The sequence below is a fragment of the Stenotrophomonas sp. YJH_SMC_81 genome (assembly GCF_059370875.1).
In genome coordinates this window covers 24833-45594 of the sequence record NZ_JCAFUB010000012.1, presented here as the reverse complement: position 1 = coordinate 45594, position 20762 = coordinate 24833, and the positions used below count along the sequence as shown (strand labels likewise).

The 20762-nt window shown below is 68.2% G+C and carries 20 protein-coding genes; 9 read left to right on the top strand and 11 right to left on the bottom strand.

The window, feature by feature from the left end:
- Window positions 1-320: 320 nt before the first annotated feature.
- The gene (gene pacR / locus AC5P8U_RS18065; RefSeq protein ID WP_088496470.1) at window positions 321-2642 is read left to right on the top strand and encodes a PacR family protein; all 2322 of its coding nucleotides are present in this window, start codon (window positions 321-323) and stop codon (window positions 2640-2642) included.
- 51 nt (window positions 2643-2693) lie between these two features.
- Entirely contained in the window at window positions 2694-3773 is a 1080-nt protein-coding gene (locus AC5P8U_RS18060; protein ID WP_334271841.1) for an NAD(P) transhydrogenase subunit alpha, read from the top strand.
- Between the two features lie 101 nt (window positions 3774-3874).
- On the opposite strand, the gene AC5P8U_RS18055 is transcribed toward AC5P8U_RS18060, so the two are convergent.
- From AC5P8U_RS18055 to AC5P8U_RS18045, 3 genes are read right to left on the bottom strand one after another with little or no spacing between them, the layout of a single operon-like run.
- On the bottom strand, window positions 3875-4336 hold the full coding sequence (locus AC5P8U_RS18055; RefSeq protein WP_447897534.1) for a DUF3106 domain-containing protein: 462 nt from the start codon (window positions 4334-4336) through the stop codon (window positions 3875-3877).
- A gap of 3 nt (window positions 4337-4339) precedes the next feature.
- Entirely contained in the window at window positions 4340-4666 is a 327-nt protein-coding gene (locus AC5P8U_RS18050; protein ID WP_088496468.1) for a hypothetical protein, read from the bottom strand.
- On the bottom strand, window positions 4663-5247 hold the full coding sequence (locus AC5P8U_RS18045; protein ID WP_082783364.1) for an RNA polymerase sigma factor: 585 nt from the start codon (window positions 5245-5247) through the stop codon (window positions 4663-4665). Before AC5P8U_RS18045 ends, AC5P8U_RS18050 begins: the two co-directional genes overlap by 4 nt.
- A 98-nt stretch (window positions 5248-5345) precedes the next feature.
- Between AC5P8U_RS18045 and AC5P8U_RS18040 the strand changes: the two genes are divergently transcribed.
- Window positions 5346-5666: an NAD(P) transhydrogenase subunit alpha part 2 gene (locus AC5P8U_RS18040; RefSeq protein ID WP_005415382.1), complete on the top strand. Its 321-nt coding sequence runs from the start codon at window positions 5346-5348 to the stop codon at window positions 5664-5666.
- Window positions 5663-7123, top strand: a complete 1461-nt coding sequence (locus tag AC5P8U_RS18035; RefSeq protein ID WP_072167909.1) for an NAD(P)(+) transhydrogenase (Re/Si-specific) subunit beta — start codon at window positions 5663-5665, stop codon at window positions 7121-7123. The genes AC5P8U_RS18040 and AC5P8U_RS18035 overlap by 4 nt, the downstream gene beginning before the upstream one ends.
- 176 nt (window positions 7124-7299) lie before the next feature.
- Here AC5P8U_RS18035 and AC5P8U_RS18030 read toward each other — a convergent pair whose 3' ends face one another.
- A complete protein-coding gene (locus AC5P8U_RS18030) occupies window positions 7300-7719 on the bottom strand; it encodes a membrane protein (protein ID WP_032953950.1) in 420 nt (139 codons plus the stop codon).
- A 122-nt stretch (window positions 7720-7841) separates the two neighbouring features.
- On the opposite strand from AC5P8U_RS18030, the gene sufT reads away from it, so the two are divergent.
- The 3 genes from sufT (at window position 7842) to AC5P8U_RS18015 (ending at window position 11741) form a co-directional block, all read left to right on the top strand.
- The gene (gene sufT, locus AC5P8U_RS18025) at window positions 7842-8393 is read left to right on the top strand and encodes a putative Fe-S cluster assembly protein SufT (RefSeq protein WP_005415385.1); all 552 of its coding nucleotides are present in this window, start codon (window positions 7842-7844) and stop codon (window positions 8391-8393) included.
- Between the two features lie 59 nt (window positions 8394-8452).
- Complete coding sequence (locus AC5P8U_RS18020; RefSeq protein ID WP_005412326.1) at window positions 8453-9547, top strand: branched-chain amino acid aminotransferase; 1095 nt, start codon at window positions 8453-8455, stop codon at window positions 9545-9547.
- A 451-nt stretch (window positions 9548-9998) separates the two neighbouring features.
- A complete protein-coding gene (locus AC5P8U_RS18015) occupies window positions 9999-11741 on the top strand; it encodes a S8 family peptidase (RefSeq protein ID WP_447897533.1) in 1743 nt (580 codons plus the stop codon).
- Window positions 11742-11930: 189 nt separating this feature from the next.
- On the opposite strand, the gene AC5P8U_RS18010 is transcribed toward AC5P8U_RS18015, so the two are convergent.
- From AC5P8U_RS18010 to wrbA, 3 genes are all read right to left on the bottom strand, one after another.
- Entirely contained in the window at window positions 11931-12416 is a 486-nt protein-coding gene (locus tag AC5P8U_RS18010) for an asparaginase domain-containing protein (RefSeq protein WP_010481766.1), read from the bottom strand.
- 79 nt (window positions 12417-12495) lie between these two features.
- On the bottom strand, window positions 12496-12831 hold the full coding sequence (locus tag AC5P8U_RS18005; RefSeq protein ID WP_005415388.1) for a DUF2069 domain-containing protein: 336 nt from the start codon (window positions 12829-12831) through the stop codon (window positions 12496-12498).
- Window positions 12828-13421 (bottom strand): NAD(P)H:quinone oxidoreductase, encoded by a 594-nt coding sequence (gene wrbA / locus AC5P8U_RS18000; RefSeq protein ID WP_049438254.1) that lies wholly within the window; start codon window positions 13419-13421, stop codon window positions 12828-12830. Before wrbA ends, AC5P8U_RS18005 begins: the two co-directional genes overlap by 4 nt.
- A 77-nt stretch (window positions 13422-13498) precedes the next feature.
- Between wrbA and AC5P8U_RS17995 the strand changes: the two genes are divergently transcribed.
- Both AC5P8U_RS17995 and AC5P8U_RS17990 read left to right on the top strand, forming a co-directional pair.
- On the top strand, window positions 13499-14773 hold the full coding sequence (locus AC5P8U_RS17995) for a YihY family inner membrane protein (RefSeq protein WP_005415390.1): 1275 nt from the start codon (window positions 13499-13501) through the stop codon (window positions 14771-14773).
- Window positions 14770-15345, top strand: coding sequence for a TlpA family protein disulfide reductase (locus AC5P8U_RS17990; RefSeq protein WP_072167911.1), 576 nt, complete (start codon window positions 14770-14772; stop codon window positions 15343-15345). Before AC5P8U_RS17995 ends, AC5P8U_RS17990 begins: the two co-directional genes overlap by 4 nt.
- A 494-nt stretch (window positions 15346-15839) precedes the next feature.
- On the opposite strand, the gene ppk2 is transcribed toward AC5P8U_RS17990, so the two are convergent.
- From ppk2 to hemA, 4 genes are read right to left on the bottom strand one after another with little or no spacing between them, the layout of a single operon-like run.
- Window positions 15840-16622, bottom strand: a complete 783-nt coding sequence (gene ppk2, locus AC5P8U_RS17985; protein ID WP_072167912.1) for a polyphosphate kinase 2 — start codon at window positions 16620-16622, stop codon at window positions 15840-15842.
- Window positions 16623-16668: 46 nt separating this feature from the next.
- Window positions 16669-18375 (bottom strand): O-linked N-acetylglucosamine transferase, SPINDLY family protein, encoded by a 1707-nt coding sequence (locus tag AC5P8U_RS17980; RefSeq protein WP_072167913.1) that lies wholly within the window; start codon window positions 18373-18375, stop codon window positions 16669-16671.
- A 5-nt stretch (window positions 18376-18380) separates the two neighbouring features.
- Entirely contained in the window at window positions 18381-19463 is a 1083-nt protein-coding gene (prfA, locus tag AC5P8U_RS17975) for a peptide chain release factor 1 (RefSeq protein ID WP_014036080.1), read from the bottom strand.
- Window positions 19441-20724: a glutamyl-tRNA reductase gene (gene hemA / locus AC5P8U_RS17970; RefSeq protein WP_065178970.1), complete on the bottom strand. Its 1284-nt coding sequence runs from the start codon at window positions 20722-20724 to the stop codon at window positions 19441-19443. Before hemA ends, prfA begins: the two co-directional genes overlap by 23 nt.
- Between the last annotated feature and the right edge of the window lie 38 nt (window positions 20725-20762).

The following is a 20762-nucleotide window of genomic DNA, read 5'->3' as shown; positions in this document are numbered from 1 at the left end:
CGGTCATCACGGGCGTTTGATTATAGTCGGGGTGGTCAATGACGCCGTTTGTGTCGCGTCCGGCCCTTGAATACCAAACTGTGATGAACATCATGCCACTGGCGGGAAACGGACAGCCGCTTCCCCTCGCCTCGTGGGCCTTGCACGGCTTACGATATCTGTCTTGCCGGGCCGCCGGTCATGAGGTTTGAAGTGAGGACTGTTTCACTGTCCGTGACGGGCTGGCCGGCCTACCATCGACGTTCCGGTACATGGGGTGTGCCGGAAGCCGCGATGTCCATGCTGTCTGTCGTACCAGAGAAGGTGGGGAGCCTTCCCGAATGATGAGCGTGCCCACACCGATGGGATCGCCGGGCCGTGACCCGGCCCAGCTCCAGCGTGCCCGGGACATGGTCCTGCCCGCGCTGTGCCAGGCCTTCGGGGCGGCACTGGCGCGTTTCGACGATGCCCTGTTCGACCGCGCCGGCAATGCCGGCTCGTCGCAGTTGCTGTTCCTGGACGCGATGCGCGAACTGCGCCGGCGCCGTGAGGACATCGCGGCCGCTTTCGCAGGCCACCTGCAGCAGGCCTGGGCCGCATTGGAGGCTGGTGAGCCGCTGTCAGCCGAGGCGACCCTGTCCGGGCCGGCCGAGGATGGGCTCAGCCTGCTGGCCGAGCATGTGCTGGAATCCCGGTTGGCGGTGCGCAATTTCGCCACTGTGTTGCTGCGTGACTTCAAGCCGGTGCTGGCGCGGCTGGATCGCCGCCTGGGCCGGTTGATCGGCGGCGCGGAACTGGACGCCGACCACAATCCGATCAGCCCCGAACACCTGGGCGTGGCCATCCACGAGGCCTTTGCCGGCTGTGAACTGGCCCCGGAAGTGCATCTGGTGCTGATCAAGCTGTGCGAGCGCGACCTGCGTGCACCAGTCGGTCGCATCTACGAGAAGCTGGACGAGCAGCTGGCCGCAGCCGGCGTGATGTCGCAGATGGGGGCTCCGCAGCGCCCACAACCGCCGGCACCGGATCCGCGCATGGCCGGGATGCTGGATGACCTGGTCGAGCATCGCCACGGCGTGGGCGTCGATCCGGGGTTCAGCGATGACGAGCAGGCCGCACCGGCCTGGGCGCAGCGCTTCGCCGCCCGCTGGTCCGAGCGCCGCGGGCATATGCAGCAGCACCTGGGCGGCGATGACGGCGCCACCGGCGAGGCCTACGCTGGCCAGCAGGGCATGCTGCTGGAAGCGCTGCACGAACTGCTGCAGCAGACCCGCCACGTGCGTGAGGATGCCACGTCTGCGGCGCAGGTGGCGGTTGGCCAGCAGCGCCCGCTCAGCCAGCGCGAAATGATGTCGGTGCTGTCGCTGCTGCAGGCCACGCCCAGCGCCACCCTGCGCGCGGCCATCGGCGAGGACGGCGAATCGCTGGCCCAGCGCCTGAAGAGCGAAGTGCTGTCCAGCGCCACCCAGCTTGGCGTCGATCCGGGCCAGACCCGGCTGGACCCGCAGGATGAGGACGCCATCGACCTGGTCGGCATGCTGTTCGACGTGATGCTGGACGAGCGCGAACTGGAAGGCCGCTCGCGCGAACTGATCGGCCGCCTGGTGGTGCCTTTCGTCAAGGTCGCCATGCTCGACCGCCGCATGTTCGTGCAGAAGACCCACCCGGCGCGCAAGCTGCTCAACTCGCTGGCCGAGGCCTGCGAGGGCAACACCGGCGAGAGCCAGGCCGAGCGCATGCTGATGGCCAAGGTCGAAGAGATCATCGAGCGCCTGGTGGCCGAGTTCAACGAGAACCTGGCGATCTTCCTGACCCTGGAAGAGGAATTCCGCGAGTTCCTGGTGCAGCATCGTCGCCGGGTGGAAATCGCCGAGCGCCGTGCCGCAGAAACGCAGCGCGGCCAGGAAAAGCTGGAGATGGCCCGCAGCCGGGCCGGTGCGGAACTGGACCGCCGCATCGGTGACGCCACGCTGCCGCCGGCCATTGCCGAGTTCCTGCGCCAGCCGTGGCAGCATCATCTGACCCTGGCGCTGCTGCGCGAGGGAGAAGAAGGCGCGTCGGTGGCCGAGGCATTGAGCCTTGGCGATGGCCTGCTTGAGGAAGTGGCCGAGGCCCGCCGCCAGATCGTCGGCAAGCCGTGGCTGCAGGCCTGGCAGCCGGTGCTGGCCAAGGTGTTTGCCAGCGTCGGCGTGCACGGCGATGCGGCCACCGCCGCCATTGATGCCCTGCATGACACCCTGCAGGGCATCGCCGAATCGCGGCCGGAACTGCAGCGTGCGCTGCCGGAGCTGCCGCAGGTTGCCTTGCCGGCGCCGCCAGTGGCTGAATCGCCGGCGGTTGAGCTTGGCGGGCAGATTGACGCCGACGATTTCGACAACGCCGATGCCGACCGCTTCCGCCGCATGGAAATCGGCAACTGGCTGGACTTCATCGACAAGGATGGCAAGGTGCAGGCGGGCAAGCTGTCCTGGGTCAGCCCGATTTCCTCGCGCCTGCTGTTCGTCAACCGTCGCGGCGTGCGCTTCTGCGTGGCCTCGCCTGAAGAGCTGGCGGTGATGATGCGGCTGGGCCGCCTGCGTGCCCACGTTGATGATGGCGCCTTCGACAGCGCCATGCAGGGCGTGATCGATCGCCTCGACCCGGGCAGCGCCACGCTGCACTGAGCGGGTGCCGCCTGCTAGGATCGGGAAACTCACCGATCAGCGGGGATCTGCATGGCCGTGGCGTTGCTGGGGATCAAGGAGACCGCGCCGGGCGAACGGCGCGTGGCACTGACGCCGGAGACCGCGCGCAGGCTCGGGGCCTTGGGCATTGCCGTCTGGTATGAGGCGGGCGCGGGTCTGGCCGCTGGTTTCACCGACGCCGCCTATGACGATGCCGGTGCACGCGTCTTCGACGCGGGCCGCTGGGCTGAGATCGATATCCTGCTGTGCGTGCAGGCCCCCCCTGCGGCGGTGCTGGAACAGCTCAAGCCCGGCGCCAGCGTGGTCGGCCTGCTGGCCCCGGCCAGCGATCCGGCGCTGGCCGCGCTGGCGGCCGATGGTCGCCTGCAGCTGTTCGCGCTGCAGCAGCTGCCGCGCACCACCCGTGCGCAGGCGATGGATGTACTCAGTTCGCAGGCCGGCATGGCCGGCTACAAGGCGGCGCTGATCGCCGCCGAACGCGCGCCGCGCTTCTTCCCGATGCTGACCACTGCTGCCGGCACCGTGCGGCCGGCCAAGGTGCTGGTGATCGGTGCCGGCGTGGCGGGCCTGCAGGCCATCGCCACCGCGCGCCGCCTCGGTGCACAGGTGGAAGGCTTCGACGTGCGCCCGGAAACCCGCGAGCAGATCCAGTCACTGGGCGCACGCTTCCTCGACCTCGGGGTCAGCGCGGCGGGCGAGGGAGGCTATGCGCGGGCGCTGACCGATGACGAGCGCGCCGAGCAGCAGCGTCGGCTGGCCGACCACCTGCGCAGTGTGGACGTGGTGATCTGCACGGCTGCGGTACCGGGCCGCCCGGCACCGACCATCGTGACCGCCGCGATGGTGGAAGGCATGGCCACCGGCAGCGTCATTGTTGATCTGGCGGCGGAAAGTGGCGGCAACTGCGCACTGACCCTGCCGGGGCAGTGCATCGAACACCAGGGCGTGACCATCGACGGTCCGCTGGGCCTGGCCAGCCGCGGCGCGACCCAGGCCAGCGAGATGTATGCGCGCAACCTGCTCAACTTCGTTGCGCTGTTTGTGCGCGACGGGCAGCTCGGTTTCGATTGGGACGACGAGCTGCTGGCGAAGACGCGCTGGCAGGGGTGAACCTCATTGCCTCCTGTAGAGCCGAGCCCATGCTCGGCTTGCGCAGGCGCGATAGAGCAGCAGAGCGTGGGCTCGGCTCCACAAAGGGTTGAACGTTGCCTTTACCGCGGCTTCGCCGGCGGCGGATTCTCTCGCACCCAGTCCTTGCGTTGCTCCGGCGTCATCTGCGACCAGCGCTCGCGCAGTGCGTCGCGCTGCGCGGGCGGCAGATCCCGCATCTGACCGAACAGGGCCCGGGCCTGCTCACGCTGTTCCGGGCTCATGTGCTCGAAGCGGCGCAGGCCGCGGCGGGCCTTGTCGCGTTCCTCCGGGCTCATCGATTGCCAGCGCTGGCCATGCGAGAGCATCCGCTGGCGCTGGCCGGCATCGGCGCTGTTCCAGCGGTCGCGCAGTGGCGCCAGCAGCGATTCCCGCTGCGCTTCGCTCAACTGTTCCCAGGCCGGCAGCGGCGTGGCCGGCGCAGGGCGCGCCGCAGGGGCGGGCGCGGCGCTCTGCGCCAGCGCCGGGAGGGCCGGCAGCAGCAACAGGGTCATCAGCAGGGGCAGGGTGTGCAGTCGGGACATGATTCACTCCATCGCCAGGTCGGTATCGCCCAGCCACAGGTACAGATCGGGATTTTCGTCGTACAGCGCGCTGTTGTCTTCCATCGAGGCCAGCACCGGTGCCGGCACGGCGGGCGACAGGGGGCTGTGGCCGCTGAACTGCAGGCCGACCCCCAGCGCCACCACCAGAGAACAGGCGCTGGCCAGCCACCAGCGCCAGCGCCCGTGACGGGCCGCTCTGGCGCCGTGGCGCGCCAGGCGCAGCCGTGCCAGCGTGGCCGGCGACAGCGCCTGCAGCGACTGCGCGTGCAGGTCGCGCAGGGTGTCATCGGAAGGCAGGGAGCGGTTCACGGGTGGGTCTCCAGGTAGTCCTGCAGCGCCTGCCGGGCGCGTGCCAGATGGGTTTTTACCGCGCCTTCGCTGCAGCCCATGGCGCGGGCGGTGGTGGCCCCGTCCAGGTCCTGCAGCACGCGCAGGGTGAAGGCCTCGCGCTGGCGTGCGGGCAGGGTACGCAGCGCCTGCACCAGTTGCTGGTACTGCTGGCGCTGTTCGTGCGCCTGCGCCGGGTCCGGGCCGGGGTCGGCCCAGTCGATCCCGACTCCGTCGGCGTCCTGGTTGTCGCGCCAGAACGGCAGGCGGAAACGGCGCCGGCGCTGCAGGTCGATCACACGGCGGCGCAGGATGCTCCAGAACAGGGGCGCCCATTCGGCCGCTGGCTTGTCTGCGTAGTCCAGCATGCGCATCAGCGCGTCCTGCACCGCGTCCATGGCGTCTTCGCGCTGGCGCAGGCCGGCCTCGGCGAAACGGAACGCGCGCGGGCCGACGCTGGCCAGGAACGCCTCCAGCGATGCCGGCAGGGCATCGGTGTCGGCGCTCGGGGGGACGGGGCTGCTCACCAGCACAGGGTACGGTTCCTCGCTCGGGCTCACCATCGACAACGCGTGAGCGTCGCCGCGGTTGACGCCGGGTGCGCGCCGGGTTCAGCCCGTGGTTATGATGGGCCGACGAAGACAGAGCGGGAGCGTTGCCAGTGAGTGACGGGTTCGTAGCGCTGTACATCTTCATGCTGGCGGCCATCGCCGGCCACGTGATCATTTCGCGGGTGCCGGTGATCCTGCATACCCCGCTGATGTCGGGTTCCAACTTCATCCACGGCATCGTGCTGATCGGCGCGATGGTGGTGCTGGGGCACGCGCAGACGCCGCTGGAAAAGGCGCTGGGCTTCCTTGCCGTGGTGCTCGGTGCCGGCAATGCCGCCGGTGGCTACGTGGTCACTGCGCGCATGCTGGAGATGTTCAAGCCGAGCGCGCCCAAGGGCGGCAGGGACGAACCGAAGGAGCCACAGGCTTGAACATCAGCACCGTCGAACTGCTCGACTGGCTGGTCAAGGCCAGCTACCTCGTCGCCGCCACGCTGTTCCTGCTGGGTCTGCAGCGCATGGCTTCGCCGCTGACCGCGCGCAGCGGCATCCGCTGGGCCGGGCTGGGCATGCTGCTGGCCACGGTGGCGACCTTCTTCCTGCCTGAACTGCACAACGTGCCGCTGATCCTGGTCGCACTGCTGCTGGGCGCGGGCCTGGCCTGGTGGTCGGCCGGCAAGGTGGCCATCACCGACATGCCGCAGATGGTGGCGTTGTACAACGGCATGGGCGGTGGCTCGGCGGCGGCGATCGGTGCGGTGGAACTGCTGCGCTATGCCTTCCTTGCCAACCGCGATACCCGCCATTGGAGCGAGCAGGCGCTGGCCGACCTGGCCGCGCGCCAGCCCTCGGGCATGGTGCTGCTGCTGGCGGTGGTCGGCGCGGCGATCGGTGCGGTCTCGCTGTCCGGTTCGGTGATCGCCTGGGCCAAACTGGACGGACGCCTGGACAAGCGCGTGACCTGGCCCGGCCAGCAGCTGATGAACCTGATGGTGGCACTGGCGGTGGCGGTGCTGGCGATCATCGCGGCCAGCACGCTAAACACCTCGGCAATCGTCGCCTTCTTCGTGCTGGCGCTGGCACTGGGCGTGCTGATGACGTTACCGATCGGTGGCGCCGACATGCCGGTGGTGATCTCGCTGTACAACGCATTCACCGGCCTGGCGGTGTCCTTCGAAGGTTATGTGCTGGGCAATGAGGCGCTGATCATCGCCGGCATGATGGTCGGCGCGGCCGGCATTCTGCTGACCCGGTTGATGGCCAAGGCGATGAACCGGCCGATCCGCAACGTGCTGTTCTCCAACTTCGGCGGCGGTGCCGGAGGCGAGGCACAGGCGATCACCGGCGCGCAGAAGCCCATCGAAGCGTCGGACGTCGCGGCGATGATGGCCTTTGCCGAGCGCGTGGTGATCGTGCCCGGCTACGGCATGGCGGTGGCGCAGGCCCAGCACAAGATCTGGGAACTGGCGCAGCGGCTGGGCCAGCGTGGCGTGAAAGTGAAGTTCGCGATCCACCCGGTGGCCGGGCGCATGCCCGGGCACATGAACGTGCTGCTGGCCGAGGCCGGCGTGCCCTACGATCTGATCGCCGACATGGACGACATCAACCCCGAGTTCGCCAATACCGACGTGGTGCTGGTGATCGGTGCCAACGACGTGGTCAATCCGGTGGCGCGGACCGACCCGGCCAGCCCGATCTACGGCATGCCGGTGCTGGACGTGGTCAACGCGCGCAACGTGGTGGTGATCAAGCGTGGCAAGGGCACCGGTTTTGCCGGCATCGAGAATGCGCTGTTCTACGCCGACAACACCCGCATGCTCTATGGCGACGGCGCCGAAGCGGCGGCCTCGCTGGTGAGTGAACTGAAGGCGCTCGACGGCGGGCATTGAGTTGAGGACCGGGGTCGGATCCCTTTCCGCAGGAAAGGGCTCTGCCCCCCTTGCCGGCCAGCGGCCGGCACTACCCCATCCGCGCGTGGTGGCTGCAGCGGGTAGGTGCGGTCCCTGGTCCGCACGCCTTTGCCGGCCAGCGGCCGGCACTACCGAATCCAAGAATCTCTACGCGCTCAGCGCGCCAGCCAGGCACCTACGGCCACGGCCACGGCCAGCCACAGCCATTCCACCGCGCCGTTGGCCAGGCTGATCAGGGTCCAGGCCAGGTGCGGGCCCATCCGCGTGGTGGCATCCCACAGGTCCAGTCCGATCGAGCCGCCCATCCAGGCGCTGGCGATGGCCCAGTTGGCCACGGCGGCCACCAGCAGGGTGCCGAGCACGACCAGGGCGACGCGCAGCCGGCCTGGGCCCAGCGTGCCCAGGCGCAGCATGAACACCAGTTCCAGGGCGGCCAGCACCGCCATCCAGCCGACCTGCCGGCCGGTCATCAGCGCCAGGACCATCCAGGCGAGGGGAGCGACAAACAGGCCCAGCAGCAGCATGAGGGGCCAGAGCCAGGTCACGGTCCTGGCACGCGCGGCATTGGAGGACATCGAAGCTCCCAGAAGATCACCCACAGGATACTGTGGTTTGCCGCAGTGCACCGGCGGTGCGGGGGCGGCTGGGCTAGAATGCCGTCTTGCGTGGCCTCGGCCACGGCCCCATATCGGTCCCCATGTATTCCCGTAGCAGCGAACCTGTCCACTTCGAACGCGATTGCGAGGCCGTGATGGTCCCGCAGGGCGACACCGTGACCCTGCCTGCCGGCAGCTATGGGTACATCACCCAGGCGCTGGGCGGCAGTTATTCGGTGTTCGTCGAGGGCAACCTGTTCCGCATCGCCGGCAAGGACGGCGATGCCATCGGCAAGGAGGCACCGGCGCCGCTCGAGTTGCCGGCCGACGCCACCGATGAACAGGTGGAGCAGCTGGTGTGGCAGCAGCTGCGCACCTGCTTCGATCCGGAAATTCCGGTCAACATCGTGGAACTGGGCCTGGTCTATGAAGTCGAGATCAAGCACCTGGATGAGGGCAAGCGCGAGATCGACGTGAAGATGACCCTGACCGCCCCGGGCTGCGGCATGGGCGAGATCCTGGTCGACGACGTGCGCAGCAAGCTTGAAATGATCCCGACGGTGGCCGAGGCCGACGTCGACCTGGTGTTCGACCCGCCGTGGAACCAGCACATGATGTCCGAGGCGGCCCGGCTAGAGACCGGCATGCTTTGACCCAGGGCCCGCAGTGACGCGGGCCCGGCACTACCCGCAACCAGAACAGGAATCCTCCGGTGTCCCAGTCCATCCCCAGCTTCGCCGTCACCCGTTCGGACCACCCGCGCAGCGCTGAAGAGCGCGCCAAGATCCTGGAGAAGCCGGGCTTCGGCCTGCACTTCACCGATCACATGGTGGAAGTGCGCTGGGACAAGGATGCCGGCTGGCACAATGCCAATGTGCGCGCCTACGGCCCGCTGCAGCTGGACCCGGCCGCCGCCGTGCTGCATTACGGCCAGGAAATCTTCGAAGGCATCAAGGCCTACCGCCACGCCGACGGTTCGATCTGGACCTTCCGCCCGGATGCCAACGGCCGTCGCCTGCAGCGTTCGGCGCAGCGCCTGGCGTTGCCGGAACTGCCGGTGGAGATCTTCGTCGAATCGCTGAAGCAGCTGATCGCCGTCGACAGTGACTGGGTGCCTTCGGCCGATGAGTCGAGCCTGTATTTCCGCCCGTTCATGATCGGCGACGAGGCCTTCCTCGGCGTGCGCGGCGCGCACAAGGCCGGCTACTACGTCATCGCCAGCCCGGCCGGCCCGTACTTCGCCAAGGGTGTTGCCCCGGTGTCCATCTGGCTGTCCACCGAGTACGCGCGTGCGGCCAAGGGCGGCACCGGTGCCGCCAAGTGCGGTGGCAACTACGCTGCCTCGCTGCTCCCGCAGCAGAAGGCGCAGGCGCAGGGCTGCTCGCAGGTACTGTTCCTCGACCCGGTCGAAGGCAAGTACCTGGAAGAACTGGGCGGCATGAACGTGTTCCTGGTCTACAAGGACGGCACGCTGGTCACCCCGGAACTGTCGGGCAGCATCCTCGAGGGCATCACCCGCGAGAGCATCCTGCAGCTGGCCCGCGACCGTGGCATGAAGGTCGAAGAGCGCAAGGTCAGCATCGACGAGTGGAAGGACGGCGTCGCCTCCGGTGCGATCAGCGAAGTGTTTGCCTGTGGCACCGCCGCGGTGGTCACTCCGATCGGCCAGCTGAAGGGCGAGGGCTTCTCGGTGGGCGACATCAACGCGCCGGCCGGCGAAGTGACCATGTCGCTGCGCAAGGAACTGACCGATATCCAGTACGGCCGCCTGCCGGACCGCCACAACTGGCTGGTCAAGCTGGGCTGATCGCCCACATCGAATCGTAGAGCCGGGCCCGCGCCCGGCTGCGCTTCTGGAAAGCCCGTCCCCGCGACGGGCTTTCTGCGTTTCGAGCCAAGGGGGCAGATCCCTTTCCGCGTGAGAAAGGGATCTGCCCCGGATCGGTGGACGCCGATGTCGGCAAAGTCATTCCAGGACACGTGACGACCCAGTCAGGTCTGTGCAGGACACGAGAAAGTTCCTTCACCTTCACAAACCCTCGACCCAAAAAGTCTCAGAACGAACATTTCATCTTGCTGAAAAGACGCTGAAAATCTTGTGGTGTCCGGTTTCGGCCATTAGCGTCATATGTACGGCGGATCGTTAGGGGGATCCGCTGACTCATCGGACTTCGAACCTCGCCAACGCAAGCCAGCCCAGGGTTCGGGCCGGTGCTTCTGCCGATTCCGGCATTCACACCACAAGAAAGGGAAATACGATGTCCCAGGTAACGCAACCGCGTGTGCGTCGAGTGTGGGTGGTCCTTGGTGCGTCCGTTCTGTCATCGCTGCTGCTGGCCACGCCTGCGCTGGCCGGTGACGTCCAGCTCAGCGGCCTGCAGTCCGCGCCGACGCACCAGCGCTTCATCGTGAAGTACCGCGACGGCAGTGCGCCGGTGGCCAACACCACGGCACTGGCCTCTTCTCTGAAGACTGCCGCCGCCGGCCTGGCCAGCAGCCAGGGCCGCGCGCTGGGCCTGCAGGAGGTCCGCAAGCTGGCCGTTGGCCCGACCCTGGTCAAGACCGATCGCCCGCTTGACCAGGCCGAATCCGAGCTGCTGATGCGCAAGCTCGCCGCCGACCCGAACGTGGAATACGTCGAAGTCGACCAGATCATGCGTGCGACGCTGACCCCGAATGACACCCGCTTCAGCGAACAGTGGGGCTTCGGTACCTCCAACGCGTCGATCAACGTGCGGCCGGCCTGGGACAAGGCCACCGGCACCGGCGTGGTGGTGGCCGTGATCGATACCGGCATCACCAACCATCCCGATCTCAACGCCAACATCCTGCCTGGCTATGACTTCATCAGCGATGCCGCGATGGCGCGCGATGGCGGTGGCCGCGACAACAACCCGAATGACGAGGGCGACTGGTACGGCGCCAACGAGTGCGGCTCGGGCATCCCGGCCTCCAACTCCAGCTGGCACGGTACCCACGTCGCCGGCACCGTGGCGGCGGTGACCAACAACAGCACCGGCGTGGCCGGTACTGCGTTCAATGCCAAGGTCGTCCCGGTGCGCGTGCTGGGCAAGTGCGGCGGTTACACCTCCGACATCGCCGACGCGATCGTGTGGGCCTCTGGCGGCACCGTCAGTGGCGTGCCGGCCAACGCCAACCCGGCCGAGGTCATCAACATGTCGCTGGGTGGTGGCGGCACCTGCTCGGCCACCTACCAGAACGCCATCAACGGCGCGGTCAGCCGTGGTACCACCGTGGTGGTCGCCGCCGGCAACAGCAACACCAACGTGTCCTCGTCGGTGCCGGCCAACTGCGCGAACGTGATCGCGGTGGCGGCCACGACCTCGGCCGGTGCGCGTGCCAGCTTCTCCAACTACGGTGCCGGCATCGACATTTCCGGCCCGGGCCAGAGCATCCTGTCCACCCTCAACACCGGTACCACCACGCCGGGCAGCGCCAGCTACGCGTCGTACAACGGCACCTCGATGGCGGCGCCGCATGTGGCCGGCGTGGTTGCGCTGATGCAGTCGGTGGCGCCGAGCGCACTGAGTCCGGCGCAGGTCGAAAGCATCATCAAGAGCACTGCACGCCCGCTGCCGGGCGCCTGCTCCGGTGGCTGCGGCGCCGGCATCGTCGACGCCAACGCGGCCGTGGCTGCGGCGATCAACGGCGGTGGCAACCCGAACCCGGGTGGCAACGTGCTGCAGAACAACGTGCCGGTGACCGGCCTGGGCGCTGCGACCGGTGCCGAGCTGAACTACACCGTCGCCGTTCCGGCCGGTAGCAGCCAGCTGCGCGTGACGATCAGTGGCGGCAGCGGCGATGCCGACCTGTACGTGCGCCAGGGCAGTGCCCCGACCGATACCAGCTACACCTGCCGTCCGTACCTGAGTGGCAACAGCGAGACCTGCACCATCAACAGCCCTGCCGCTGGCACGTGGTATGTGCGGGTGAAGGCCTACAGCACCTTCTCGGGCGTGACCCTCAACGCCCAGTACTGAGCCCAAGTCCCTCTCCAAGGGCACGCCCTGGCTTCGGCCGGGGCGTTCTTGCTTCTGTGGGGCCGAGCCCATGCTCGGCTGCTCTGGCTGCGGACCGTTGTGCCGCGCTGGCACGCGGTTGCCGAGCATGGCTCGGCACTACAAGCGCAGCGCTCTGGCAGGTGCCGAGCTTGGTCGGCGCGCGGTTCCTCAGACCGACTCGAAGCGGTTCGCGGCCACGTTCTTGCGCACGTGCTGCGGGTCGAAGATCCGCCCGTTCATCGCGATGTACACGCCGCTCGGCAACGACTGCACCGCACCGATCGCACAGCCGATGTTGAACTCCGCATCCGAGCCGCGGAAGCGTGCCGGGCTCAGTGCACCGGTCATCACGATGGTCTTGTCGGGGATTGTCGCCAGCACCTTGCCGGTCTGCACCATCGAGTCGGTGCCGTGGGTCACCAGGACGTGCCGGGTCGGTTGCGCGGCGATGGTGGCGCGGATCAGCTCGCGGTCCTCATCGTTGATGTGCAGCGAATCCTTGCGCAGGATCGGAATCACGTTGAAGCGGAACGTCACGCCCAGCTCGCGCAGGATCATGCCGATCTGCGGATCGCCGATCTGGTAGTCCGACTTGTCGTCGAAGTAGATCTTGTCGATCGTGCCACCGGTGGTGACGACCAGGAGCTCTTCCATCATGTGCATGCGCGAAACCAGGACAGGTACTGCGGCGCGGGGCCAGGAATGCAGATGATACGACCCAGCGGGCGCAGCGTCAGCGTTGCTTGCCGAAGCGGGCGCGCAGGCCGGGCAGGCTGGCGCTGAAGATCACCAGGAGGGCCAGCGCGATCTCGATCAGCGCCAGCCAGCGCGTTTCCGGGTGGCTCCAGGCGCTCATCACGCCGTGGCTGAACCAGCCCAGCGCCAGTACCGAGGCCCAGAATCCGGCCTTGCGCCAGCCCAGGCGCACGGCGATGGCCAGCGCCAGCGGCGGCGCGGTGAACACCAGCTGGGTCGCCAGCCAGTGCTTGTCATTGATGAACCAGCCCGCGAACAGCGCGGCCAGCCCCATCAGGGCCAGCAGCAGGACCGTGCGCGGCGCGGCGCTCATCGGGCCAACCGCTGCGCGATGCCGGCCACCCGGCGCCCCAGCGCGCGCGCCAGCACGGCTTCGTCGTCGGTCGGCTGCGGGTCGTCGGCGGCACCGGCGACGTGGCTGGCGCCGTAGGGCGTGCCACCGCTGGTGGTGTGGCTCAGCGCCGGTTCGGTGAACGGAATGCCGACGATCACGCAGCCATGGTGCAGCAGCGGCACCTGCATCGACAGCAGGGTCGATTCCTGCCCGCCATGCATGGATGCGGTGGACGTGAACACGCCGGCCGGCTTGCCAGAGAGGGTGCCATTGACCCATTCGGCGCCCAGCCCATCCAGGAAATGCTTCACCGGCGCGGCCATGTTGCCGAAGCGGGTCGGGCTGCCGAGCAGCAGGCCCTGGCATTCGACCAGATCCTGCACGCTTACATAGGGGGCGCCATCGTCGGGTACCGGCGGCTGCGCGGTCTGGGTCACTGCGGCCACCGGCGGCACCGTGCGCAGGCGCGCGGTCATGCCCGGCACTTCGCCGATGCCCCGCGCGATCTGGCGCGCCAGCCGTGCCACCGAACCGCCCCGGCTGTAATACAGCACCAGAATCTCGCCCATCGTGCCCGCTTCTCCTCGTCGTGTGGCCACCAGTATGGCTATCCTGCGAGCATTCCGCATCGGGTACCCTTCCACCGATGGAACCTTTGGATACGCTCAACCTGTGGATGGAGCGCGCGCGGGATCGCGCACGGGCCATCAGTTTCGGCCGCTTCCTGTGGCATCGCTTCCTCGACGACCGCCTGTTCCAGGCAGCGGCGGCGCTGGCGTACACCACGGTGTTCGCGCTGGTACCGCTGGCCATCGTGGTGTTCGGCGTGCTCTCGGCCTTCCCCGTTTTCGACCGCTGGAGCGACCAGCTCAGCGACTACGTCTTCTCCAACTTCGTGCCCTCCGCTGCGCGCGCGGCCGAGGGTTACCTGCGGCAGTTTTCGGCCAGTGCCGGCCAGCTGACCGCCGCCGGCTTCATCGCACTGGTCGCCTCACTGCTGATCACGCTCAACAGCGTGGAAGAGACCTTCAACCAGATCTGGCGGGTCGGCTCGAGCCGGCCCAAGCTGACCCGCTTCCTGGTCTACTGGACCGTGCTGACCCTGGGCGCGATGCTCGCCGCTGCGTCGCTGGCGGTGTCGGCGCGGGTGTTCGCGATGCCGTTGTTCGGTACCCAGGAGGGCCGTTGGCTGGCCGAACTTGCGCTGCGGCTGGCACCGATCCTGATCGAGTTCGTCTGCATCACGCTGATGTTCCGTGTGGTACCGCACCACACGGTGAAATGGCGGCATGCCGTGCCCGGCGCGATCCTGGCGGCGGTCATCCTTGAACTGGTGAAGTGGGGCATCGGCGCGTATCTGGGCAGCTTCCAGTCCTACCAGAAGCTGTATGGCACGGTCGCCTTCGTGCCGATCCTGCTGCTGTGGATCTACCTGTGCTGGGTGGCGGTGCTGCTGGGTGCGTCGCTGGCCTCCTCGATGGCCGCCTTCCGCTACCAGCCGGTCGAGCTGCGCCTGCCGCAGGGGTACGAGTTCTATGGGCTGCTGCGCCTGCTTGGCCGCTTCCAGCATGCGCGGGCCAAGGGCAAAGGCCTGGCCGATGACGAGATCCTGCGGCTGGAGCCGATGCTGACCGATTCACTGCTGCAGGACCTGATCTGCAACCTGCAGGAGATCGACCTGCTGCGCCGCGATGAGCGCGGCGAGTGGCTGCTGTCGCGCGACCTGGACCAGGTCAGCCTGGCCGATCTGTACGAATGCACCCAGCTGCGCATCCCGGTAGCCGAGCAGCACCTGCCGTATCGCGACGACAGCCTGGGCCGTGCCGCCTTGGCGGCGCTGGATGACCTGCGACTGCCCCTGCGCGAACGCCTGAAGCGCAAGGTCAGTGATATCTATACCGACTCTGGAGACACCCCATGACCCGCAAGACGTCGTTGCCGCTGCTGCTCCCGTTGACCCTGCTGCTGGCCCTGGCGGCCTGCAAACCGGCCCAGGAGCCGGCACCGGCCAGCAGCCAGCCACCGGCGCAGGCACCGACGCCGAGCACGCCGGCACCGGTCGAGGAAACCCCGGCCGAGCGCACCACCGCCGAGTTCCCGACGCTGAAGATGAAGGCGGTGGATGGCAGCGACTACGACCTGGCCGCGCATCGCGGCAAGTGGGTGGTGGTGAACTTCTGGGCCACCTGGTGCGCGCCGTGCCGCAAGGAGATGCCCGAGCTGTCGGCCCTGCATGCGATGCGCAGCAACATCGAAGTGGTCGGCTTGGCCTACGAGGACATCGAAGTGCCGGAGATGCAGTCGTTCCTGGCCAAGCATCCGGTGACCTATCCGATCGTGATCGTGGACCCGTTCGATCCGCCGGCCGACTTCGCCACGCCACGTGGTCTGCCGCTGACGCATCTCATCGATCCGCAAGGCAAGCTGGCGCACACGTTCCTTGGCCCGGTGACCGCCGCCGACATCGAAAAGCAGATCGCTGCTGCCAAGTAGGTTGGGTATCGGCAGGGCTGCGCCCTGCACCCGCGGTAGTGCCGGCCGCTGGCCGGCAACCCCAGCAAAAGCAACAGCAACAGCAACAGCCCAAGAGGGTTTCCTGTGGGGAGGCGGGGTGGGTCCGGTTGCCGGGGACGCCGTAAATACGTCCCTGTAGGCTCGGTCGCCGCATCCATGCGGCTCACGCCCCCGCAACCGGACCCACCCCGCCTTTGACAGTTCTCCGCGATCTGTCGGAATGGGATGGCCTGCTCTTGGTGGGTGTCGACCTTGGTCGACACGTAGATCCACGCCATGCGTGGATGCTCTTCGTTCCATTGTCGAAATGTTCGATTTCAATGGAGATTCATCCACGCATGGCGTGGATCTACCAGATCGCCGGAATCTGTCAGAGGTGGGGCGATGCCGGAGTGCGGGGTGTTGCTGTTGCTGTTGCCGGCCAGCGCCCGGCACTACCGCAGGTGCAGGGCCGCAGGCCCTGCCGACCCACCCTAATCCTCGACCGGGAAGTCCTCGATCGGCTTCAGCACATCGAAGTGCTCGCGATGCAGCTTGCCCTTCAGCTTCGGCAGCTCCGGCAACGGTGCATCCACCCGCGTATCCGGCAACCGGTCCAGCAGGTTTCGCACCAGGGTCAGCCGGCCCAGCCGCTGGTCGTTGAAGTCCACCAGCGTCCACGGCGCCGCCTCGCGATGCGTCGCGCGCAGCATCGCCTCGCGGGCCTCGGTGTACGCGCTGTACTTGCTGCGCGATTTCAGGTCGACCGGTGAGAGCTTCCAGCCCTTCAGCGGATCGAGATGGCGTTCGGCGAAGCGCTTTTCCTGCTGCTCCTGGTCCACGCACAACCAGTACTTGAACAGCAGGATGCCGTCGTCCACCAGCAGCTGTTCGAACACCGGCGCCTGGCGCAGGAACTGCTGGTACTCGGTTTCGCTGCAATAACCCATCACCCGTTCAACACCGGCACGGTTGTACCAGCTGCGGTCCATCAGCACGATCTCGCCGGCGGCGGGAAGATGCGCGGCGTAACGCTGGAAGTACCACTGCGTGGCTTCACGGTCGGTGGGCTTGGGCAGCGCCACCACCCGGCATTGGCGCGGGTTGAGATGCTGGCTGATGGCCTGGATCGCACCGCCCTTGCCGGCTGTATCGCGGCCTTCGAACAGCACCAGCAGGCGTTGCCCGCTGTACTGAACCCAGCGCGCCATTGCAGTCAGTTCCAGCTGCAGCGGCAGCAGCAGTTCGTCGTAGTCCTTGCGCTTGAGCTTGGCCATCGTCACGCCACGCGGGGAGGAAGCCGGAGCGTAACGCAGCGGTTGCTCAGGGGGTGTCGACGCCGCGCCAGCCCTGCTCGCCCGCCAGCGTCTGCAGCAGGGCGGAAAGGTCCTGGGCAAAACCTGCCATGTCGAATACACCACTGTCTTCGCGTGCCTGCGCCAGTTCGGCACGCAACGCTGCCAGCGCCGCCGGCTTGTTGCCCAGCGCGCTGGCAGTGGCGATGAACGCCGCATCGTCGGCAACGTTCATCCGCGAAAGACCCAGATGATGGTTGAGGCTGCCGGCCACGCGCGCGGCGAAGGTATCACCCGGGCAGGTCAGCACCGGGCAGCCGGCCCACAGCGCATCGGAGGCGGTGGTGTGCGCGTTGTACGGATGCGTGTCGAGGAACAGGTCGGCCAGCTGATAGCGGGCCAGGTACTGCGGATGCGGCAGCTTGGCCATGAACACCAGGCGCGCCGGGTCCAGGGCTGCGGCCTGCGCGGCCGCACGCAGGCGGGCGTCGGCCTTGCCGGGCCCGGACAGCAGCCACAGCACGCTGCCGGGCACGGCCTGCAGCACCGCGAAGGCGCGGCCCATGCTGCGCGGGTTGAGCTTGTAGCTGTTGTTGAAGCAGCAGAACACCACGCCGTGTTCGGGCAGCCCGCACTCGGCGCGGGACGGTGCCGGTTCCAGTACGCGGGTGTTGTCCGAGGGCTGGAAGGCACGTGGCAGGCGCAGGACGCGTTCGCTGAAGTGAGGTTCCAGCGATGCCGGCAGCACGAATTCGTCGGCGACCACGGCATCCAGCCAGCGCGCACCTGATGTGCCGGGGTAGGCCAGCCAGTTCAGCTGCAACGGGGCCGGGCGCATGGCCAGCACTTCGGGCGTGCCGCCGCCCCCCCAGCCGCGCAGGTCGAACAGCAGGTCGATGCCCTGTGCACGGATGCGGGCCGCGATGTCGGCATGCCGCAGTGCGGCCACGTCATGCAGGCGGGTGGCGGCCTGCAGGCGTTCGCGGATGCGGCTGCCATCGGCGCGGTTCAGCGCGAACAGGTGCAGTTGCAACGCCGGGTCATGGCGCAGGTGTTCGAGCAGGGCCACGGTCAGCAGCCCGGTGGGATGGGCGCCGAAGCCATTGGAGAGGAAGCCGACGCGCAACGCGCCGTGCTCGCGAACCTTCACTGCAGGAAGGGGGCGCACCGCCGACGCAACGACCGCGGCGCGTGCGCGCGCACAGGCCAACTGCTCCGCAGCGCTTACGTCTTCACTGAGGAAGGCGAAGGGTTCCACTGCACCCTGACCCGCGGCGAGCGCGTTGCGCACCTGCGCAGCCAGCGTGTCCACGTCCTGCCAGTCGCACAGGCGGCGCTGCCAGGCCAGGCGCTGGGCGGCGATGTAGGGTTCGCCCGGCATCAGCGCGTGCGCGCGGCGATAGGCCGCTGCTGCGCCTTCGGCATCATCGGCATCTTCCAGCGCGTGGCCCAGCCACAACGCGATGCCCGGGTGCTGCGGGGCCAATGCCGAGGCCTGGCCGAGCAGCTTCGCCGCGTCGGCGTGCGCGCCGGCCATCCACGCCACGCGCCCCAGCCGCGCCAGCGCTTCGGGGTGGTTGGGGCGCAGCTGCAGGGCACGTCGTGCGGCCTGCTCGCCGGCAGCGATGTCGCCGGCTTCCAGTTCCAGGTCGGCCAGCATCACCCAGGCGACGAAGTCGCCGGGCTGGCGTGCGATCGCCTGCTGCAGGTGCTGCCGCTGCTGCCAGGCCGTCATCGTGCTCAGCCCGCCGACAGCTGGGCCAGGGCGTCGACCTGGTGTTCGTGGCTGAGCCGCTGCAGCAGCGGGTCGAGGTCACCGGCCAGGATGTTGGGCAGGTCGTACAACGTCAGGCCTTCCACGCGGTGGTCGGTGATCCGGCCCTGCGGGAAGTTGTAGGTGCGGATGCGCTGGCTGCGATCGCCGCTGCCGACCTGCAGGCGCCGCGACTCGGCCTGTGCCGCGTCCTGGCGCTGGCGCTCGGCATCGAGCAGCTGCGCCTTCAGGCGCTTCATCGCCTTGTCGCGGTTGGCGTGCTGGCTGCGCTCGGTCTGGCACTCCACCACCACGCCGGTCGGCACGTGGGTGATGCGGATCGCGGACTCGGTCTTGTTGACGTGCTGGCCACCGGCGCCGGACGAGCGGAACGTATCCACCTTCAGGTCGGCCGGGTTGATGACGATGTCATCGACTTCGTCGGCCTCGGGAATGATCGCCACGGTCGCGGCCGAGGTATGGATACGGCCCTGCGATTCGGTGGCCGGCACGCGCTGCACGCGATGCGTGCCCGATTCGAACTTCAGGCGCGAGAACGCACCACGGCCGACCACACGCGCCACCACTTCCTTGTAGCCGCCATGCTCGCCGGGGTTGTCCGATTCGATCTCGACCTTCCAGCCCTGGCGCTCGGCATAGCGGGCGTACATGCGGAACAGGTCGCCGGCGAAGATCGCGGCTTCGTCGCCGCCGGTGCCGGCGCGCACTTCCAGGAACAGGTTGCCTTCGTCGCGCGGGTCACGCGGCACCAGCAGCAGCGCAAGCTCCTGCTCCAGTTCCTGCAGGCGCGCCTGCGCGGCGGCGATTTCCTCGTCGGCCAGCTCGCGCAGGTCGGGGTCGGCGCGCATGCCTTCGGCGGCGGCCAGGTCGGCCTTGGCACGGGCTTCATCGGCCAGTGCAGTGGCGACCGGTTCAAGTTGGGCGAATTCGCGCGAAAGGTCGCGGAAACGGGTGTTGTCGGCGACCACGTCGGGTTCGGCGAGCAGGCGTTCCAGTTCTTCGCGGCGCTCGGCCAGCGCTTCCAGCTTACGGCGCAGGGTCGGCGTCATCGGGTCTCACGGGTGGGTGGTGGTAGCCCGGCGTGGCCGGGAACAGGCGCTCGGCGGCGCGGGTCAGGTCGGCATCGCCACTCAGCGCGGCGGCGCGCAGTGCGGCGGTCGGCGGATGCAGCAGGCGGTTGGTCAGGCCGTGGGCCAGCAGTTCCAGCACTTCGTCGGCGGGCTTGCCGTTGGCCAGCTGCTGGCGTGCGCGCTCCAGCAACTCGGCGCGGGTGGCCTCGCCGAACGCACGCAGCTGCCGCAAAGGCGCCTGATGGGCACTGGCCTGCTGGGTCTCGACGTAACGCGATACCTGCAGGTCGATGATCGCCTCGGCTTCGGCGGCGGCCTCGCGGCGGCCACGGCGGTTGTCTTCCACCGCGCGCTCCAGGTCATCGACCGTGTAGAGGAAGGCATCGTTGAGCGTGCCGACCTCGGCTTCGATGTCGCGCGGAACGGCCAGGTCGAACAGCAGCATCGGCTTGTGCCGGCGTGCACGCAGGGCCTTGGCCACCATCTCGCGATGGATCACCGGCTCGCGCGCCGCGGTGGCCGAGAACACCACGTCGGCCTCGCCCAGGTGACGGTCCAGTTCGGTCAGCGGCAGGGCCACGCCGCCATGGCGGCTGGCCAGTTCCTGCGCGTGGGCCAGGGTGCGGTTGGCGATCAGCAGCCGCCGCACCTTGCCTTCGCTCAGGTGCCGTGCAGCCAGCTCGATGGTCTCGCCGGCACCAACCAGCAGCACAGTGGAGTCGTCCAGCCGGGCGAACGCGTTCTGCGCCAGGCGCACCGCCGCCGACGCCACCGATACCGGGTTGGCACCGACCTGGGTATCGGTGCGCGCCCGCTTGGCCACCGAGAAGGTCTGCTGGAACAGGCGGTCCAGGCGCTGGCCGAGCAGGCCATGGTCGCGCGCGGTCGACCAGGCGTCCTTCACCTGGCCGAGGATCTGCGGTTCGCCCAGCACCATCGAGTCCAGCCCGGTGGCGACCCGGAACAGGTGGCGCACAGCCTCGGCATCGGCATGCTGGTACAGATAACCCTGCAGGTCACCGGCCTGGCTGCGCAGCCACTGGTCCAGCGCCTGTGCCGACTCGGCCACGGCGTACAGCTCGGTGCGGTTGCAGGTGGACAGCAGGACCGCCTCGGCGATCTGCGGGGTATCGCGCAGCGAGCCCAGCGCACGCGGCAACGCCTCACCGGCGAAGGCCGCGCGCTCGCGCAGCTCCACCGGTGCGGTCTGGTGATTCAGTCCGAGCACCCACAGGGTCATTGTTCAGTTGCTTGCGATAAGCTGCTGGCCATTGGACG

Coding starts and splice junctions, on each gene's coding strand:
- AC5P8U_RS18010 (WP_010481766.1), bottom strand. CDS start 12,416: ATGGAAGAGCTCCTGGTCGTCACCACCGGTGGCACGATCGACAAGATC.
- wrbA (WP_049438254.1), bottom strand. CDS start 13,421: ATGGGCGAGATTCTGGTGCTGTATTACAGCCGGGGCGGTTCGGTGGCA.
- AC5P8U_RS18030 (WP_032953950.1), bottom strand. CDS start 7,719: ATGTCCTCCAATGCCGCGCGTGCCAGGACCGTGACCTGGCTCTGGCCC.
- AC5P8U_RS17980 (WP_072167913.1), bottom strand. CDS start 18,375: ATGACGGCCTGGCAGCAGCGGCAGCACCTGCAGCAGGCGATCGCACGC.
- AC5P8U_RS17990 (WP_072167911.1), top strand. CDS start 14,770: ATGACCCGCAAGACGTCGTTGCCGCTGCTGCTCCCGTTGACCCTGCTG.
- AC5P8U_RS18060 (WP_334271841.1), top strand. CDS start 2,694: ATGGCCGTGGCGTTGCTGGGGATCAAGGAGACCGCGCCGGGCGAACGG.
- hemA (WP_065178970.1), bottom strand. CDS start 20,724: ATGACCCTGTGGGTGCTCGGACTGAATCACCAGACCGCACCGGTGGAG.
- prfA (WP_014036080.1), bottom strand. CDS start 19,463: ATGACGCCGACCCTGCGCCGTAAGCTGGAAGCGCTGGCCGAGCGCCGC.
- AC5P8U_RS18045 (WP_082783364.1), bottom strand. CDS start 5,247: ATGGTGAGCCCGAGCGAGGAACCGTACCCTGTGCTGGTGAGCAGCCCC.
- AC5P8U_RS18055 (WP_447897534.1), bottom strand. CDS start 4,336: ATGTCCCGACTGCACACCCTGCCCCTGCTGATGACCCTGTTGCTGCTG.
- sufT (WP_005415385.1), top strand. CDS start 7,842: ATGTATTCCCGTAGCAGCGAACCTGTCCACTTCGAACGCGATTGCGAG.
- pacR (WP_088496470.1), top strand. CDS start 321: ATGATGAGCGTGCCCACACCGATGGGATCGCCGGGCCGTGACCCGGCC.
- ppk2 (WP_072167912.1), bottom strand. CDS start 16,622: ATGGCCAAGCTCAAGCGCAAGGACTACGACGAACTGCTGCTGCCGCTG.
- AC5P8U_RS18005 (WP_005415388.1), bottom strand. CDS start 12,831: ATGAGCGCCGCGCCGCGCACGGTCCTGCTGCTGGCCCTGATGGGGCTG.
- AC5P8U_RS18015 (WP_447897533.1), top strand. CDS start 9,999: ATGTCCCAGGTAACGCAACCGCGTGTGCGTCGAGTGTGGGTGGTCCTT.
- AC5P8U_RS17995 (WP_005415390.1), top strand. CDS start 13,499: ATGGAACCTTTGGATACGCTCAACCTGTGGATGGAGCGCGCGCGGGAT.